Here is a 16,735-nt window from a genome sequence, read left to right as displayed (position 1 = left end):
AAGGGGAAAACCTTCAATAGGTTAATTAAAAAGAAAAGGAGTGCTTTCACACTCCACTTGTCAAAAATATAAAACTTTTATATACAAATATTATTATAACATAAATAATTGATAGGAGTGTGTGAGTATGTCTAAAACTAAAAAAGAGTTTTTTAATGCAACTAAGAAACAACTTTCTAATTATAAACAATTAAGTGCAAATATAATAAAATTAAAAAATGAAATACAAATGTTGAAAGATAATTCAGTTGGGGATTTAATGAAAGGTGTAAGTTATGATAGTGTCAAAACAGGAAAAACAAACAAAACTAGTAATATGATTGAGGATGCTATTGTTAATGTATCAGACTTAATAACAGAAAAAGAAATAGAGTTATATGAGTCAGAAATAATTAAATCTACAATAGATTTAGCTATAAGGAACTTAAAACCTATACACAAGCAAATTATAACATACAAATATATTGAAGGCTTAGAATGGAGTTTAATAGTTGATAAGGTATATTTAGAAGAAAGACAATTGAGAGAAAGAGCTAATCAAGCTATAAATTCAATATCAATAGCATTATTTGGAAAGAAAGCATTGTTAGAACAAGAACCTCTTTTTGAATTGTTAGATTACAGACTAAATTAGACTATGAATTTTAATTGCCGAAAATGTGCCGTTTTTTTAATTTTAGACATGAGATAATAGTATTGTGGAAATGAAAGATTTCCCTCTCAAAATTAAATAGTTGGCTAGGGTTAAGGGATTGCCCTAGCCACAATACAATAATAGAGAAAGCAATAATATATTTGCGGATATGTTATAGATTTAAAAAAAGGATGCCAAAACTGCACGCTCTATTATTATAAAGGGCTTAGATGTCAGTGACAGAAAGTCTTTTATGTGAACAGACTAGGCAGGGCATGAGGATGCTGTTAGTTCAATTCTAACTATGTTCAAAAGGTTTTATTAATACACTATGTTAGTATTTGAATTGAGATTAAAATCTCATACAATTTTGTATCTTAATTCAGAGGTCTAAAAATCGGGTGGGGCTTGGTAACCTCACTCACCATGCAAGGACTGGTGTTTAATATAGGTTCGATTCCTAGAACTTGCTCCCTTAAAGAATATGTACCTCCCCCATAAAAAGACTAAGTTTGGGTAAGCTTAGTCTTTTATTTTTTTAAAGAAGGAAAATATGAGTGTTTAGTTTAAAGAGTCATCTTTGCAGGTGGCTCTTTTATTATATTTAAATTTTAAAAAGGAGGTCTTAAAATGAACAAAAGAGAAGTTGTTTATCTTAATTTAGAAGATATAAAACCTTATGAAAATAATCCTCGAAACAATGAGTATGCAGTTGAAAAAGTAGTTAATTCAATTAAAGAATTTGGTTTTAATAATCCAATTACAGTTGATAAAGACTATGTAATTGTAACAGGTCACACAAGGTATGAAGCTTCTAAAGTACTTAATTTGAAGCAAGTTCCATGCTTAGTTTTAAAAGACTTGACAGAAGAAGAAATAAGAGGTTATAGATTAGCTGATAATAAGACAAGTGAATTTTCAGATTGGGAGTTTGATAAATTAACAAAAGAATTAGCTGAAATAGAAAATATTGATATGAGTAATTTGGGATTCAACATACACATGTTTGAAGATTTAGGAGTTATTGATGCAGATTTTATATTAGATGAAGAATTAGAAGAAAAAGAGAAAAAAGGTAAAATGGTGAAATGTCCATGTTGTGGTGAGGAGTTTGAAATATAAAAATGAGGATATTTTTAGCAGCAACAAAAAGTGGAATGAATAAAGAATTAAAAGAAAAAACAATAGAGAAGTGTAAACCACTTTATATACTTGAAACTTTTTTTAATAAAGAAAAAGCGTGTTTGGAAGCTATGAGTATAGTAGAAAATGAGAATTTCTTATTAGATTCGGGTGCATTTTCTTTTATGAATGGCACAAAAGTGAAGAAGGCAGAAATGGAAAACTATATTGATAGATATATAAAGTTCATTAAGGACTATAATATAAAATATTTCTTTGAAGTTGATGTAGATGTGATTTTTGGGCTGGAACAAGTAGAAAAATGGACTAAAAAAATAGAAAGTGAAGTAGGTAGACAATGTATTCCTGTATGGCATAAATCAAGAGGTGTGGAGTATTGGAAAAAACTATGTAAAGAGTATAAATATATTGCAGTTGGAGGATTTGCAATAAATGATATAAAGAAACAGGAATATGATTTAATAAGAAAAATGGTTGATTATGCTTATGTTAGAAATGTAAAAGTACATGGATTAGGTTTTACTAAGACAAAGATATTAAAAACATTTAAGTTTTATAGTGTTGACAGCAGTAGTTGGACTATAGGGGCAAGTATTGGTCAGCAATTATATACATTTAAAAATGGAGATATACATATAAGAAGGTTAGAAAAAGAAGGTAATAAGAAAACTGATTTAAAAAAATTAGTAGCTCATAGCATGTGCGAGTGGGTTAAATATCAAAAATATATGGATGGAGTGAGATGGTGAAAAAGACAGAAAGAAATTTAACATCATTAAATTGTGTATTTGTAACAAGTTTAGTGGTTTCTAATATTGTTGCAGGAAAGGTGATTGATGTATTTGGGTTAATTGTTCCTGCCGCGGTTGTAGCATATCCACTAACTTTTTTGTGTACAGATATAATCGGAGAAATATGGGGCAAAGAAGAAGCTAACAGAACAGTCAAAAGAGGTATTTTAATGCAGTTATTTAGTCTTTTATTAATTACAATAGCAATAGCCCTTCCAAGTGCAAGTTTTGCACAAGAATATGGAAATAATCTAAAAGTAGTGTTAGGGCAGAATGTAAGATTTGTATTAGCTAGTTTAATAGCTTATATATTAGCTCAAAGTAATGATGTATTTATATTTCATAAGTTAAAAGAGCGATTTAATGGAAAACATAAGTGGCTAAGGAACAATGCTAGTACTATGTTAAGCCAGTTGATAGACACATCTATTTTCATTACGATTGGATTTTGGGGTACTGTTCCAAATCTACTAGTAATGATATTAAGTCAATATGTAGTTAAGTTCTTCTTAGCTTTAGCAGATACTCCATTCTTTTATTTATTGACAAGAGAAGAAATAAAAGTAGATAAACAAGCTTAATAATAAAAAATAAGATTCAAACGAATATAGAAATAATGAGGTGGTGGTGTGGCAAAAGCTAGAAGCCCCAACAGGGATAAAGCACTTAATTTATATATAGAACGCAATGGAAATATAACAAACAGAGAAATATCAGAAATATTAAAAGAAAATGAAAAGACTATTAGCAACTGGAAGTGTAGAGACAAATGGAATGTAGTACTACGAAAAGGTGAATGTAGTACTACAAAGAAAAGAGGGGGACAAATTGGCAATAAAAATGCTGTTGGCAATGGTGCTCCAAAAGGGAATAAAAATAGATTAAAAGATGGAATATATGAAAAAATATTCTTTAACACTCTAACAGATGAAGAAATAGAGTTGATAAAAAGTGAAAATAAAGATGAAATACACAGACTTGAATTAGAAATAAGTCTGCTTACAGTTAGAGAACACAGACATATGAAAAGAATAAAGCAGTATGAAGAAAAAGTTGATAAAATTACGCTAGAAAGCATAGATAAAAGAACTTTAAAGATAGAAGGTAATTTACTAAAAGATAATGAGCAGACACAGACAGAAACTGTTACAAGAGCAGTTTCTATATTTGAAAGAGTACAAAAGCTAGAAGCTGAACTAACTAAGATACAAAAAGAAAAAGCTAAGAACATTGAAAGATTACAGAAGTTAAAAATGGATAAAAAGAGATTTGAATTAGAAATAGACAATAACAATAAAGATGACTCAAAAACTTGGGTTGAAGCTATACAAAATATTGCAATGAAACGTGGTGTTAACAATGAATAAAGCTTTATTAACACTATTAGACTGTTATTGGGATAATCCTGTTTGGTTTGCAGAAGATATGCTAAATTTCAAAGCTGATAAGTGGCAATCTGATGTTTTAATGTCTTTAGCTCAAAATGATAAAGTATCAATTAGAAGTGGTCAAGGTGTAGGCAAAACTGGCTTAGAAAGTGTTGCAACTGTATGGTATTTAAGTACTAGACCTTTTCCGAAAGTAGTTGCTACAGCTCCAACAAGACAACAACTGTATGATGTATTGTGGGCAGAAATAGCTAAGTGGCTAAGCAATAGCAAGGTTGAGAAACTTCTTGAATGGACTAAAACAAAAGTGTATATGAAAGGTTTTGAAGAAAGATGGTGGGCTACAGCTAGAACAGCAGTAAAGCCTGAGAATATGCAAGGTTTCCATGAAGATTATATGTTATTTGTTGTTGATGAAGCTTCGGGAGTTGCTGACCCAATTATGGAAGCTATATTGGGAACATTATCGGGTGCAGAAAATAAGCTTCTTTTATGCGGAAATCCAACTCGAACAAGCGGAACATTTTATGATAGTCATAATAGGGATAGAGATTTATATAAGACATTTAAAGTATCTTCTTTAGACAGTCCTAGAACCTCGAAAGATAATATTGAAATGTTAAAAAGAAAGTATCATGAAGGCTCTGACCCATGGCGTGTTAGAGTTCTTGGAGAGTTCCCAAAAGGTGAAAGTGATTCGTTAATATCGTTAGAAGCTGTTGAAACAAGTACTATAAGAGATGTAAATATATCTAATGATTATGTATTAAATATAGGTGCAGATATAGCAAGATATGGCGATGATGAAACCATAATAGCTCCAAGAATAGGTGGAAAAGTATTTGATTTATTAACTTATTCAAAAAAAGATACAATGGAAACAGTAGGAAATATATTAAGAGCAGTTGATAAATTTAAAAATATGTATCATCAAATTAACAGAGTAAAAATAAAAACGGATGATGATGGCTTAGGTGCAGGTGTAACAGATAGATTAAAAGAGGTTATAAGACAAGAAAAACTTAAATATGAAGTTATACCTATTCAAAATGGTTCTGGTGCTATAGAGAAAGATAAGTACTATAATAAAGCTTCTGAAATGTGGGATAACATGAGGGAAGAATTAGATGCAAATTTAAGCAGTTTTATACAAAATAAAGAAGCTATAATACAGCTTCCCGATGATGACAAACTTATTAAACAATTATCAAATAGAAAATATACAGTAGATTCAAAAGGAAAAATACAAATAGAAAGTAAAAAGGAAATGAAAAAAAGAATTGGAGAATCGCCCGATAGAGCTGATGCAGTAATATATTCGTTTGCAGAAAATAACAATACTGATTTATCTTTATTGAAAGGGGGTAGTGTATGGGGATAATATCTTATGTAAAAAAGCTATTTAAAAGACCTACAGGAGAGATTATGCGTATGTCTAGTGGAAACATTGGTGTATATAAATTAGACGATTCTAGAGTTGATTATGAGTTAGCAAGAGAACTGTATCAAAATAAGAATGCTAATTACAAATTAGGTTCTAGTTTTGTTAGACCGATTGTCAATTCAACAACTGGTTTTATGGGTGTACCTCATTTTCAAATAGAAGATGAAGAAGCTCAATATATATTAGATGAATTTGTTTTAGATAACACATCTAAAATGCTGAAAACACATGCAGATAGTTTAAAGCAAGGTGATTGTTATATTTGGATAACTAGAGAAGAAAGAGAAAATCCTTTATATCCTGATAAAAAAGTTAGATTAATATATAACTTCATATCACCCGAAGAAGTAAAAGAAATAATATTAGACCCTACAACAAAAGAGCCTATAGCTTATATATTAGAAAGTCAAAATGAATGGACTGACTTAGAAGAAAACAAGAGGAGGGCTAAGGTAAAACAAATAATAACTGCTGAAAGTAGAATTGTTGAGGTTGAAGGTGATAAGATAGAAGGTTTAGAGGAAGGGGAAACGCCTAATGTATGGGGCTTTATACCAATAATACATTTTAAAAATGAAGCTGATGAAACATTGAAATATGGGCAAAGCGATATAGAACCAATAGAACCTCTTTTAAAAGCTTATCATGATGTTATGTTACATGCGTTAAAAGGTAGCAAAATGCACTCTACTCCAAAACTAAAGTTGAAATTAACTGATGTTGCAAGTTTTTTAGCACATAATTTTGGTGTTGAAGACCCTGTTAAATTTGCAAAAGAAGGTGGAAAGATAAATCTTGATGGACATGAGATATTATTTTTAAATAAAGATGAAGAAGCTGAGTTCGTGGAAGTAAAGTCAGCTATAGGTGATGCTAAGGAGCTTTTAAAGCTTCTTTTTTATTGCATAGTAGATGTATCTGAAACACCCGAGTTTATATTTGGAGTACATACTCCTAGTGCTTTAGCTTCTGTAAAAGAGCAAATGCCTATTATGGTAAATAAGATAAGAAGAAAAAGAGAACAATTTACAAATAGTTGGCAATTACTTGCAAGAATGATTTTAATAATGAGTTCTAATTCTAGTGGTATGAAATATTCATCTTATGATGTGACTATAGGTTGGGATGAAGTAAATCCACGAGATGACAAAGACTTAGCTGAAACATTAGAAAAAGTATGTAGTGCATTAGATAAAGCTTTAGAAGGTGGATTTATTAGTGAAGAATCAACAGTAAATTTTTTAGCTCAATATATAGATACAATGAGCAATTATATAAGTGATGACCCTGAAATAGTTGGAGAAAGAGAAAAGATAATAAAAACTAAAATGTTAAAATACAGATTGGATGATTCTAAAGGCTTAGATGATGAGTCAAATGAAATTGACAAGGAAATAGATAAAATAAAGGACAATAATGACAATGGATAAAAGTACTTTGAAATTAATAACTGTTGCAGGGGAGTACAAGAAATGGGCATTAGAAGCTAGAAAAAAATTTATAGATTTAAGACTCAGACAAGATGATGAAATAAGAGTAATGTATATTAACATAACAAGAAATATTACAAAAGAAATAAGAAAAGGAAATCTTTCAGAGTTCAATAAGACTAGATTAAAACAGGTACTAAAACAATTAACAAAAGAAATAAAAATATTAAATGAACAACTGGTTTTTAATTTTGACGAATATTTAAATAAAAATGTTGAAACAGCTACTAGTTACTCTAAAAACATTTTAATTAATGCAGTTGAGACAGCTCAAATAACCAAAGTAACTAAATCTATGATACAAAAAGCTTTTTATGATATTAATATAAGAACTGTAGAAGCTTATTATGCAAGAGTTAAAGATGGTTTATTTTTATCCGATAGAATTTGGTCTAAGTGTAAGAAGTACAGAGACGATATGAAAATTATATTACAAACAGCAGTAACAGAAGGTCAAGACTGTGTTAAAACTGCTAAGATGTTAGACAAATATGTTTTAAAAGGTAAGAAAACTTTAGTTGACGAATATCCAAATATGATTAAAAGAATAGGAAATAGAGTACCTCAAAATATAAGTTATGAAGCTTTAAGGTTAGCAAGAACTGAAATGACATCAGCTTACGGCGATGGGGTTTTAGCTTCTGCAATGATTAATCCTGCAACTATTGGTATTCAATTTATGTTATCCATGGCACATCCTCATACAGATATATGCGACGAAATATGTGGAGAGGATAATTTTGGTTTGGGTAAAGGTGTTTATCCTATAAATGAAGTTCCTGTATATCCATTTCACCCTCATTGTTTGTGTATTATGATTACAGTAGTTCAACCACTTGATGTGTTAGTTAATAGATTGAAAAATTGGAATAAAAATCCTATGGATGATGTGCCTCTTGAAATGTGGTATCAAGATGTGTATGGAAATATTGGTTTTTAAATTGAAAGGTGGTGATTAAATGAATGTAATAACTGGAGAAATGGATTCAATGAATGCGTTAATATCTAGTATAAAACCTTCTGATATTCCTTTAGCTAAAGATATAGACATAGAAGCTTTAAAATCTATAGATAATGACCCTCTTGAGGTAGTTGTTGAGATACCAGCTACAAAATCCAAAAGAGGATGGAACTATACTGCTAAAAGTTTGAAAGATATTGTAGATTACACTAATGAAAATACTCTTAATGGTTTTTTAGGACATCAAAAAGCTGAAAATATATCAACTGAATTTGCACCACCTGTAACACATTGGATAGGTGCAGAAATGAAAGGTGATAAGGCATACTTTAGAGGATTGATTGATGCAGATGCTAAAAATTTAAAAAGATGGATTAGAACTAAGAGGATAAAGGAAGTCAGTATATTTGGTTATCCAAAGCTTAAAAAAGGTGTTAAAGGTGAAATGAATGTTATAGGATATGAGCCACTATCTATTGATTGGACTCCTTTACATAGACCAGGTATGCCAACAAGTATTGTAGGTATGGAAATGAGTCCTAATGGCGAACAGTTAGATGGAACTTTTGAAGCTTTAAGAATAGATTTAAGAGAAGCTTTAAAAGCTAAGTTTTCTATTAATGATAATAATTCATATCTCTATATACAAAACATAAGATATGATAGCAATACTGCCATATATGAGTTGGAGCAAAATGGATTATGTAAGCTTTATAGTATACCATTTACTATAGTTGAAAATAAAATAAATCTAGGTGAAGAAATTGAAGTAATAAAGAAAATAAGCTATGAAGCTAAAGGAGAAATGAAAGGAGAGGAAAACAAATTGGAAGGAAAAGAGTTAATAAAAAATGTCAAAGGATTGTTGCAAACTGGTGAAATATCATATTCAGAGGTCATACAAGGAATAGGCTTAACTAAAGAGATTGTGACAGGGGAAATGGAAGATGTGAAAAGCTCATTAAAAGCAGAAAAAGAATTAAAAGAAGTGAAAAAAGTACTTGGAATAGTAGGAGAGATGGATACAATTGAAGTGGCAAAAAAGGCTTCGAAAGCTTTAGAGAATGAGAAGAAGGAAGCTTGGAACTCTATAGTTAATAAAGTAATCGGAGATAAAGTGTCAGGCGAAATAGCTCAAACATTAGTTAAGAAAATGCTAAATGTTGAGGAGGGCTCAAGTGAAGAAGTGATAACAGGGGAAATAGAAAATATATTAAATGATGAGTTTGTAAAAAATACAATGTCTAATATGTATAAAGATAATCCAGCAACAACAGGATTATTAAACTCTAGCAATAATGGAAGTCTAACAACTAAGAAAAATAGAATATAAAGGAGTGATGAATATATGGCATTTAAAGGTCAACCAACACCAAGTACAATAACACAGATAACAAGAGCAAAAATAAGTGATGGGAAATCTGTAAGAGTTATTCTTTCAGATGGTGAAAGCACTAAAACACAACAATTTTATCTTATAAATGGATTTTTCGGAGTCGCTATGCAAGATGGAGAAAAAGGTGACGAAGTTACTTTGCAAATAGAGCAAGCTGAATATGAAACGGATAATATTGTTACATCAGAAGCTTTTGAGGTAGGAGAATTGATTTATTGGGATAATACAGCTAAGAAATTTACTACTACATCTACAAGTAATAGGCTAGTTGGTAGAGTAACAGATGGGAAAGACAGCAACAATGTAATTTGGTTTATATTATTACCTCAACAATAGAAAAGGAGTGATGTTTATATGGCATTTAAAGTAATTAGTCAAGAAAATTTGTTGGAACAAAAAAGAAAAGAAACTTTACAAGAAGATATACCATTTATAGTAAATGGAGAAATGGAATATGTAACAAAGAAAATATCTAATGGAGAAATGGAAACTTTGGAGTTGAATAAGCCACTTGGTGAAATGATGACCTTTAGCTCGACTTCAAATTTAAAAGAGTTATTAAGAAAAGTTGTATTAGATGTTGAACTGGGCAGAGAGCAAGTACAACTATTATATAAACCAATATATGACAGTATAGCAGATTCTAATTTACCACAAGTTATGGATGCTAAGTGGGCTTTACAAGGTAACTGTGTATTTCTAGAGCATATAGAAGGTGAAGAAATTAAATTCGGTACAATAAATGCAGAAAATGGTCCAGTTGCAAGGATACAAACTTATACAACTGGTTTTGAGTATACAAAAGAAATGAAGGATTTTAACCAAACATTTAGTGTTGAAATATTAAATAAATCAATTGGTGAGAGTTACAATGCATTGTTGAACCATATACATCTAAGCCCAATAATAAATTTTAATTATAAAGCTTCTAATAAGACAGCTTTTAAAGGTGAAGCTAATGACCCAATATGGCTAGGAATTTGGAGAACATTAACACAAGCACAAAAAGATACAGTTATAGCAAAAAGACAAGGTAATATATTAATAGCTTCTAGTGCTGACCAAATTGAAATAGAAATGGCGTTAAATGGAGGACATTTATTAAACGGAAGCATGTATCCATCTATAAAAAATATATCAACAGTAATTTATTATGATGGGTGGGAGGTTACTGTTGGTAAAAAAACATATTCTTACAAAGGTGTTACACCAGGCAAAGGATATTTGGTAAGACCTAAGCGAGGATTTAAAGAGTTAATAAAAAGAGATTTAACAACAGAGGTTGGAAATGCTGATTTAAGTAAGTTAGTAGAAAACCAAATTGTAGGTCATTGTTATAGAGGTGCTTTTGCAGCAGTAGAAGAAAATGTACAAGAAATAAGTTTTAGATAAAACACTCATAAGAGTGTTATTTTTATGAGGTGATAATATATGACACCAACTAGTAATTTAATAGAAAAATTAAGACTATTATTAAATGATAAAGATAAAAAAACATTCACGGATGAAGAATTAAACTTGTTTTTAGAAGAAGCAGACTGTATTTACTGTGCAGCTTCCCAAGGATGGGTATTAAAATCTTTACAATATGAAAATACAGTAGGGGAAATGTATGAGTATAAAGTGGGTCAAGAAACATATAAAAGCTCTAGTATAAAAGACTTAGTATCTGTAGCTTATCAAAATGCAGATAAATTCAAGGATATGTGTACTAACAAAAAAGAAAAAGGAAGTTTTATGTTAGGTATTAGCACAGAATTTGAAATATGATAAATATTGATAAAAGAAGAAAAGACATAATAAGAACTATTAATATGAACCCTACCAATATTACTATAACTAGTATTAAAAAAATTGAAATAAATGGAGCTTTTGAAGAAATTGAAACAGAGAAAAAATGTACTGTTAGAATATTTAATGAAAAGACAGCAGAGAAACAAATATCAAGTGAAAAGCAAGGTACTTTTAGTTCTATTAGAACTTATGGAATGTTAGTAAGTAGTGATGTTGTCTTAGAGGTTAACAGTAGAGATTTTTTAGAGTTTGAGTGCATATATGGGAGAATGAAAATAGTTAATATATATCCTCAAATTGTAAAAGGAGAACTTTGTGGGTATCAATGTTCACTTGAAAGGATTGATTAAAATGAGTGCTTTCACAAATGCAATAAATGATATAAATAGAAAAAAAGCAGGTATGTTTGTACTTTGCATGAGTGCAAGTGCAATGCTAGAAGGTGAAGCTAAAGCAAATGCAAGTTGGACAGACAGAACATCACACGCAAGACAAAGTTTAAATGCTAAAACTCTTGGAGGAGGAAATAATTTCATTATTAGATTATCGCATGGTGCAGAATATGGAGGAATACTTGAAGAAGGTTCAAAACCACATGTTATTACTCCAAAATCAGCTCAAGCTTTATACTGGAGAGGTGCTTCACATCCTGTAAAATCAGTTCAACATCCTGGTACAAAAGCAATGCCTATTATAAAACCAACTATTGATAAAAATATAGGTAAAATAGGTAATATGATTTTTAGATATTGGAGTGATTAAATGAGGGCAGGAATAAGAAAAGCTTTAATAGATAATATAAAAGAATTGAAAGGTTGTTATGAACCTAATGTACCAAACAAGGATACTAAAAAACCTTATATGGTAGTTGTACAAGGGCAAGACAATGATATTGGAGAAACAATAGGTTTTGAAAGAAGTATAGAAGTATGGATTTATGAAGGTAGAACTACATTTAAGAAGTTAGATAAATTAACTAAACAAGTTATTGAAATCTTAGACATGAATACTATAGTTGATGAATCTGAAAATGAAGCTTTTACTTGCATTTATAAAGGTACAAGTGAAAATGATATTGTTGTTGAGGAATGGGATGCTATAGCAAGAGGTATAAGGTTTAGTGTAATAGCTTTAGATGATAAGGAAGATACAACTAGTGATAGGTGGGTTGAAGCTCTATCAAGATATACAAGAGATTTATTAGAAATTGAGAGTTACAAAGATAATTGGAAGAAAAACTTTATAGCTCCATGTGCATTATGGCGAACTATAAATGTTGAAAACAAAAGGATTAACTATCATCTGATTGAGATTACTAAAACTATGAAGTGTCATGTTGTAAGTAAAAATAAAGATGAAATAGTTAAGCTTCTTGAAGAATTAGAGACTAAGTTAATAATAGATAAGAGAGTAAGACTTAGAGAAGATAAAAGCATGTATTTAACTCTTGTAAGTGTAGTTGAAGATAGAGAATCAGACATGTTTTCTAATGGTCAATTAGCTGTAGTATTTAAAATGATAGGTAAGATAAAAAGAGAAGGACCTATTATGAATGAGATTTATAATAGTGGAAATTTAAGATAGGAGGTGCAAGGATTGGCTGAAACAAATAATAAAAAGATTAATGTAAGTAAGCAGGAAGAAAAATATTCAAAAGAAGATTTCTTAAAAAATGGTGAAGCACTTGGCTACGAAAAGATGGTAGTTGCAGGTGCTTTATTTAATTGTAAGAAAGATGAACTTACAAGAGTAGAGTTCGAGAAGCTTATAAAAGATTTCTTAGAAAGAGAGGTGAAGTAAAATGGCAACTGGTACATGGAATGAAAAAGAAAAAAAGGAGATGCCTGGTTTTTATAACAGGTTCAAGACTCAAGCAGAAAAGTCTACAAATACAGGTTTAAAGGGTAGATTAGCAATGCCTATTAGAGCTAATTGGGGAGATGTAGGTAAGGTAATAACAATAAAAAATGATTTGAGACAGCTTAAAACTCTATTTGGTGATGATATGAGTTATTCAGCCTACAAATTAGGTAAATTAGCTCTGTTAGGAAATGTAAAGGAACTATTGCTGTATAGACTTGTAGATGGAAATCAAAAAAATGGTACATTAATACTTAAAGATACTACAGAAAATACTGCAAAAGATGTAATTAAGTTAGAAACTAAGTATCCAACAGTTAGAAACTTTAATGTAACAATAAAATCTAATCTAGTTGATTCAGATAAAAAGGACTTTATATTCTTTGAAGGAACTAAGCAGTTATTTAGTTCAAGTGTTAAAGGTACTATAGATGAAATAGTGCTAGAAATAAACTCTAATTTAGATAATGAGTATGTAATCGCAACTAAAGTAGCTGATAGTGATACAACACTAGCAAACTTAGTAAATGTAGCGCTTGAAGGTGGTAATGATGGTTGCACATCCATTACTAATGAGTCTTATCTAAAAGCATTAGAAGAATTTGAGAGATATAGTTTTGATTCTTTTGTACTTGATGGTGTAGCTGAGGAAGCTTTGCAAGAAACTACAAAAGCTTGGATAGCTAAAAATAAAGAATTAGGAAAAGACATACTGTTATTTCTAGGTGGAAAAACAGAGGATAATATAAAACAAATTAATGATAAATCAAAAAGCTTTAATGATGAAAATATAATTAACCTTGGAAGCTCAGCTTATCTTGAAGGAATAAAATATACTCCTAGTGAAGTAGCTGTTTATATAGGAGCATTAGCAGTAAGCAAAGGCATAACAGGTAGTATATGTAATGCTAAGACTATATTTGAAGAAGTGGAACCAAGACTAAGTCAATCAGAAGTTAAAGAGTGTTTGAAAAGTGGGACACTGGTCTTAGATTTTGATGATGGAGACGTGATTATAGTTGATGATGTAAACACATTTAAGAAGTATACAGATAATAAAAATGAAGCTATGGGATATATCTCTAATATTATGTTTATTAACACTATAAATAAAGATACTTCATTGAAGCGAAAGGAATTTGTAGGTAAGATATTCAACGATTCGACAGGGCAGACAACTGTTATATGTGCATTAAAGAAATATTTTGAAGAATTAATGAGTCAAGGTATTATATCAGAATTTAATGTTGATATAGATACAGAACTTCAAGCAACCGCCAAAGCAGATGAATTTTACTGGAAATGGGATGCTATTAAGGTTGATGTGATGAAAAAAATATATGGTACAGGGTATCTAGGATAAAGGAGGTTATAAAATATGTATAATGATGATTATATAGAAGAAGCCAGTTTTCTGAATGGTTCCGATGTAGTTTTACTTATTGATGGTGTAGAAGAGCTATACATGGAAGAAATAAAAGCTGATTTTGAGCAAGATGAGCAAAGTATCAAACTGTTAGGTTGTCAAAATGAAATATCAAGAGTTGGGACTACTAAAGGTTCATTCTCTTTAAATGGATATAAGACAGATTCAAGATTTGCAAAAATAGGATTTAGGTCTTTTGAAATAATATATAAATTATCTAACTCTGAAACATTAGGATATGAAAGCGTTAGATTAAAAAACTGTAGATTAAAAAAATTACCTCTTATAAATTCTAAAGCTGGCGAGATTGTAAAGATAGAAGTAGAGGGAAGTTTTAGAGGATATGATTTATTGAATGAACTTTAAAATATAAAAGTGTTATGTATAAAAAGCTATAAACAGTTAATGTGTTTGTGGCTTTTTTTATTAAAATTAATGGAGGAAAGAATATGTTAGATATGGATAAAAGAGAGTTAGAAAATGAGGCAATAGAAAAAGATAATGATTTAGATGAAGAAATAGAGGAAACAAATGAAGATAGGTTGATGATGAAAGAGGATGAAATAATAGCAAAGTTATTGGAAGATTCGCCAGTACCCGAAAGAACTGTATTTTTAGAAAGGTTAGGAATACCAATCACATTGAAAGCATTAACAGAAAAAGAGATTAGTAAAATAAGAAAAGATTGTACTAAAATTGCAAAGATTCAAGGGCGAAGAGAAGAAAAATTAAATGATGATGAGTTTAATCTAGCATTAATAGAAAAAGGGACTGTAAAACCTAACTTTTCTAATCAAAAATTACTTGATGCTATGAAAGTAACAAATGCTAGAGAATTTATAAAGAGAAAATTTTTAGCAGGAGAATTAAGTAAAATAAGTGACCAAATATTAGAGCTATCTGGTTTTTATGATGAAATAAGTGACGATGATATAAAAAACTAATAAAAATGGGGGGACGACTGACTGTTTTAAATAACATCTTTGTTAAGCATCATGTTCCTCCAGATGTTTATGTTAAGAAAAATTTAATGTCTCAACGCTTAATGAAAGTATTTACTCAAAATGAAATAGAGCAAGAGAATAAAGCTATGAAAAAATAAATATTTTTACAAAGGCAGGTGAGGGAAATAGCTAAAAAGGAAATGTACCATATTGATGTTGTCATAAGTGCAAAAGGTGATGGAGAAACAAAAAGCAAACTAAGTGCTATAGAAAAATACATGAAGCAGACAGAAAAAAGGATGCAAACACTTAACCGAATAAAAGTTAATCCTGCTATAAAAGCTACAGATAAAGCTTCAAGTGTTGTAAATAGAGTTAATAACAATATGAATAAAGCAAAAAAAACTGTTACAGCAAGAATAAAGGCTACAGACAATGCTAGTAATGTAGCTAATAGGGCTAGTAATAATGTTAATAAAGCTAGAAAGACAGTAACAGCAAGGTTAAAAGCTACAGATAATGCGAGTTCTACTGTTAACAAAGTTAATAATAAGATAAAAGAAGTTTCTAAGCCTGCACCACCTATAATAATTCGAGGACAAGATGAGTCTAGCTCTATAATAGACAAAATAAAAGCTAAGATACAGAATTTGAAAGCTGATACTATTATAAAGATAAAGACACAGGCAGATGAAGCTATAAACACTATTTCTCGAACTAAAAATAAACTACAAGAATTCGTAAGTAAGAGATATGAAGCGGCAGTTAAGATTAGAGATGAAGCTAGTTCGGCACTTGGAGGACTTACAGGAAAAATTAACTCTTTTGTGAGTGGAGCTATTAGTAAGTTTGCTCAGTTGACGGCTGCCGCAGGAGCTTTGATAGGTGGAATTGGTGTAGGTTCTGCGGTAAAAGGCTTTGCAAGTTTTGAGCAAAGTATGAAGAATGCACAAGCTGTTTCGGGAGCAACAGGAAAGGAAATGGAAGCTTTAACAGCTAAAGCTAGGCAATTAGGGAGAGATACTAGCTTTACAGCTAAAGATGCAGGAGATGCTTTTTATTATATGGGAATGGCAGGATGGAAGTCTGGTCAAATGATAAAAGCAATACCTGATGTATTAAATCTTGCAGCAGCAGGAGGAACAGATTTGGCTCTAACATCTGATATAGTGACAGATGGTTTAACTGCATTGGGGCTAACTGCAAATGATACAACTGAATTTGTTGACGTAATGGCGGCAACTATAACAAATTCCAATACAAGTGTTGAATTAATGGGTGAGACGTTTAAATATGTAGGTTCTATGGGTGGAGCATTAGGAGTATCTATGAAAGATTTATCTCTTGCGACAGGTCTAATGGCTAAATAATTGGTCAGCTTAAAGAAATTTAAGTAAAAAACATTCGGTGAACTCGGGAAAAGCTAAGTTTAAAAAATATGCTAATTCCGAACCAAGCTAAGTG

The 16,735-nt window shown here is 30.5% G+C and carries 20 protein-coding genes; all 20 read left to right on the top strand.

Going from position 1 to position 16,735, the window contains the following annotated elements; translation table 11 throughout:
• Positions 1-127 precede the first annotated feature (127 nt).
• A complete protein-coding gene (locus tag IC218_RS12450; RefSeq protein ID WP_227824571.1) occupies positions 128-634 on the top strand; it encodes a hypothetical protein in 507 nt (168 codons plus the stop codon).
• Positions 635-1,264: 630 nt separating this feature from the next.
• A complete protein-coding gene (locus IC218_RS12445) occupies positions 1,265-1,756 on the top strand; it encodes a ParB N-terminal domain-containing protein (protein ID WP_227824570.1) in 492 nt (163 codons plus the stop codon).
• 2 nt (positions 1,757-1,758) lie between these two features.
• On the top strand, positions 1,759-2,526 hold the full coding sequence (locus IC218_RS12440) for a hypothetical protein (RefSeq protein WP_227824569.1): 768 nt from the start codon (positions 1,759-1,761) through the stop codon (positions 2,524-2,526).
• Complete coding sequence (locus tag IC218_RS12435; protein WP_227824568.1) at positions 2,520-3,149, top strand: queuosine precursor transporter; 630 nt, start codon at positions 2,520-2,522, stop codon at positions 3,147-3,149. The genes IC218_RS12440 and IC218_RS12435 overlap by 7 nt, the downstream gene beginning before the upstream one ends.
• A gap of 48 nt (positions 3,150-3,197) precedes the next feature.
• Positions 3,198-3,935: a phage terminase small subunit gene (terS, locus tag IC218_RS12430; RefSeq protein ID WP_227483500.1), complete on the top strand. Its 738-nt coding sequence runs from the start codon at positions 3,198-3,200 to the stop codon at positions 3,933-3,935.
• The gene (locus IC218_RS12425; RefSeq protein ID WP_227824567.1) at positions 3,928-5,337 is read left to right on the top strand and encodes a DEAD/DEAH box helicase family protein; all 1,410 of its coding nucleotides are present in this window, start codon (positions 3,928-3,930) and stop codon (positions 5,335-5,337) included. The genes terS and IC218_RS12425 overlap by 8 nt, the downstream gene beginning before the upstream one ends.
• A complete protein-coding gene (locus IC218_RS12420; RefSeq protein ID WP_227824566.1) occupies positions 5,328-6,830 on the top strand; it encodes a phage portal protein in 1,503 nt (500 codons plus the stop codon). Before IC218_RS12425 ends, IC218_RS12420 begins: the two co-directional genes overlap by 10 nt.
• Positions 6,823-7,830, top strand: a complete 1,008-nt coding sequence (locus IC218_RS12415) for a hypothetical protein (protein WP_227824565.1) — start codon at positions 6,823-6,825, stop codon at positions 7,828-7,830. The genes IC218_RS12420 and IC218_RS12415 overlap by 8 nt, the downstream gene beginning before the upstream one ends.
• A gap of 19 nt (positions 7,831-7,849) precedes the next feature.
• The gene (locus IC218_RS12410; RefSeq protein WP_227824564.1) at positions 7,850-9,184 is read left to right on the top strand and encodes a hypothetical protein; all 1,335 of its coding nucleotides are present in this window, start codon (positions 7,850-7,852) and stop codon (positions 9,182-9,184) included.
• Between the two features lie 15 nt (positions 9,185-9,199).
• Entirely contained in the window at positions 9,200-9,583 is a 384-nt protein-coding gene (locus tag IC218_RS12405; RefSeq protein ID WP_227824563.1) for a DUF2190 family protein, read from the top strand.
• Between the two features lie 18 nt (positions 9,584-9,601).
• A complete protein-coding gene (locus tag IC218_RS12400; RefSeq protein ID WP_074074088.1) occupies positions 9,602-10,639 on the top strand; it encodes a hypothetical protein in 1,038 nt (345 codons plus the stop codon).
• Between the two features lie 39 nt (positions 10,640-10,678).
• Positions 10,679-11,017, top strand: coding sequence for a hypothetical protein (locus IC218_RS12395; protein ID WP_227824562.1), 339 nt, complete (start codon positions 10,679-10,681; stop codon positions 11,015-11,017).
• Positions 11,014-11,391 (top strand): hypothetical protein, encoded by a 378-nt coding sequence (locus IC218_RS12390; RefSeq protein WP_227824561.1) that lies wholly within the window; start codon positions 11,014-11,016, stop codon positions 11,389-11,391. The genes IC218_RS12395 and IC218_RS12390 overlap by 4 nt, the downstream gene beginning before the upstream one ends.
• The gene (locus IC218_RS12385; protein WP_015994348.1) at positions 11,357-11,803 is read left to right on the top strand and encodes a hypothetical protein; all 447 of its coding nucleotides are present in this window, start codon (positions 11,357-11,359) and stop codon (positions 11,801-11,803) included. The genes IC218_RS12390 and IC218_RS12385 overlap by 35 nt, the downstream gene beginning before the upstream one ends.
• Complete coding sequence (locus IC218_RS12380) at positions 11,804-12,625, top strand: hypothetical protein (protein ID WP_227824560.1); 822 nt, start codon at positions 11,804-11,806, stop codon at positions 12,623-12,625. It begins immediately after the preceding gene.
• A 12-nt stretch (positions 12,626-12,637) separates the two neighbouring features.
• Positions 12,638-12,841 carry a hypothetical protein gene (locus IC218_RS12375; protein ID WP_227824559.1) on the top strand — a complete coding sequence of 68 codons (204 nt, stop codon included), beginning with the start codon at positions 12,638-12,640 and terminating at the stop codon, positions 12,839-12,841.
• Position 12,842: 1 nt separating this feature from the next.
• A complete protein-coding gene (locus IC218_RS12370) occupies positions 12,843-14,264 on the top strand; it encodes a phage tail sheath subtilisin-like domain-containing protein (protein ID WP_227824558.1) in 1,422 nt (473 codons plus the stop codon).
• Positions 14,265-14,279: 15 nt separating this feature from the next.
• The gene (locus tag IC218_RS12365; RefSeq protein ID WP_227824557.1) at positions 14,280-14,693 is read left to right on the top strand and encodes a phage tail tube protein; all 414 of its coding nucleotides are present in this window, start codon (positions 14,280-14,282) and stop codon (positions 14,691-14,693) included.
• Between the two features lie 83 nt (positions 14,694-14,776).
• Positions 14,777-15,271 carry a phage tail assembly chaperone gene (locus tag IC218_RS12360; RefSeq protein WP_227824556.1) on the top strand — a complete coding sequence of 165 codons (495 nt, stop codon included), beginning with the start codon at positions 14,777-14,779 and terminating at the stop codon, positions 15,269-15,271.
• Between the two features lie 176 nt (positions 15,272-15,447).
• Positions 15,448-16,641: a phage tail tape measure protein gene (locus IC218_RS12355; RefSeq protein WP_227824555.1), complete on the top strand. Its 1,194-nt coding sequence runs from the start codon at positions 15,448-15,450 to the stop codon at positions 16,639-16,641.
• Positions 16,642-16,735: the final 94 nt, after the last annotated feature.

Source organism: Clostridioides sp. ES-S-0005-03, from assembly GCF_020658455.1.
Taxonomy (GTDB): Bacteria; Bacillota; Clostridia; order Peptostreptococcales; family Peptostreptococcaceae; genus Clostridioides.
This window is presented reverse-complemented; position numbering and strand designations above follow the sequence as displayed.

Excerpts from the sequence above, each read along its gene's own strand:
- IC218_RS12435 (WP_227824568.1), top strand. The coding sequence starts at position 2,520 with ATGGTGAAAAAGACAGAAAGAAATTTAACATCATTAAATTGTGTATTT.
- IC218_RS12420 (WP_227824566.1), top strand. The coding sequence starts at position 5,328 with ATGGGGATAATATCTTATGTAAAAAAGCTATTTAAAAGACCTACAGGA.
- IC218_RS12410 (WP_227824564.1), top strand. The coding sequence starts at position 7,850 with ATGAATGTAATAACTGGAGAAATGGATTCAATGAATGCGTTAATATCT.
- IC218_RS12395 (WP_227824562.1), top strand. The coding sequence starts at position 10,679 with ATGACACCAACTAGTAATTTAATAGAAAAATTAAGACTATTATTAAAT.
- IC218_RS12440 (WP_227824569.1), top strand. The coding sequence starts at position 1,759 with ATGAGGATATTTTTAGCAGCAACAAAAAGTGGAATGAATAAAGAATTA.
- IC218_RS12365 (WP_227824557.1), top strand. The coding sequence starts at position 14,280 with ATGTATAATGATGATTATATAGAAGAAGCCAGTTTTCTGAATGGTTCC.
- IC218_RS12390 (WP_227824561.1), top strand. The coding sequence starts at position 11,014 with ATGATAAATATTGATAAAAGAAGAAAAGACATAATAAGAACTATTAAT.
- IC218_RS12450 (WP_227824571.1), top strand. The coding sequence starts at position 128 with ATGTCTAAAACTAAAAAAGAGTTTTTTAATGCAACTAAGAAACAACTT.
- IC218_RS12405 (WP_227824563.1), top strand. The coding sequence starts at position 9,200 with ATGGCATTTAAAGGTCAACCAACACCAAGTACAATAACACAGATAACA.
- IC218_RS12360 (WP_227824556.1), top strand. The coding sequence starts at position 14,777 with ATGTTAGATATGGATAAAAGAGAGTTAGAAAATGAGGCAATAGAAAAA.
- IC218_RS12415 (WP_227824565.1), top strand. The coding sequence starts at position 6,823 with ATGGATAAAAGTACTTTGAAATTAATAACTGTTGCAGGGGAGTACAAG.
- IC218_RS12370 (WP_227824558.1), top strand. The coding sequence starts at position 12,843 with ATGGCAACTGGTACATGGAATGAAAAAGAAAAAAAGGAGATGCCTGGT.
- IC218_RS12445 (WP_227824570.1), top strand. The coding sequence starts at position 1,265 with ATGAACAAAAGAGAAGTTGTTTATCTTAATTTAGAAGATATAAAACCT.
- IC218_RS12425 (WP_227824567.1), top strand. The coding sequence starts at position 3,928 with ATGAATAAAGCTTTATTAACACTATTAGACTGTTATTGGGATAATCCT.
- IC218_RS12380 (WP_227824560.1), top strand. The coding sequence starts at position 11,804 with ATGAGGGCAGGAATAAGAAAAGCTTTAATAGATAATATAAAAGAATTG.
- IC218_RS12400 (WP_074074088.1), top strand. The coding sequence starts at position 9,602 with ATGGCATTTAAAGTAATTAGTCAAGAAAATTTGTTGGAACAAAAAAGA.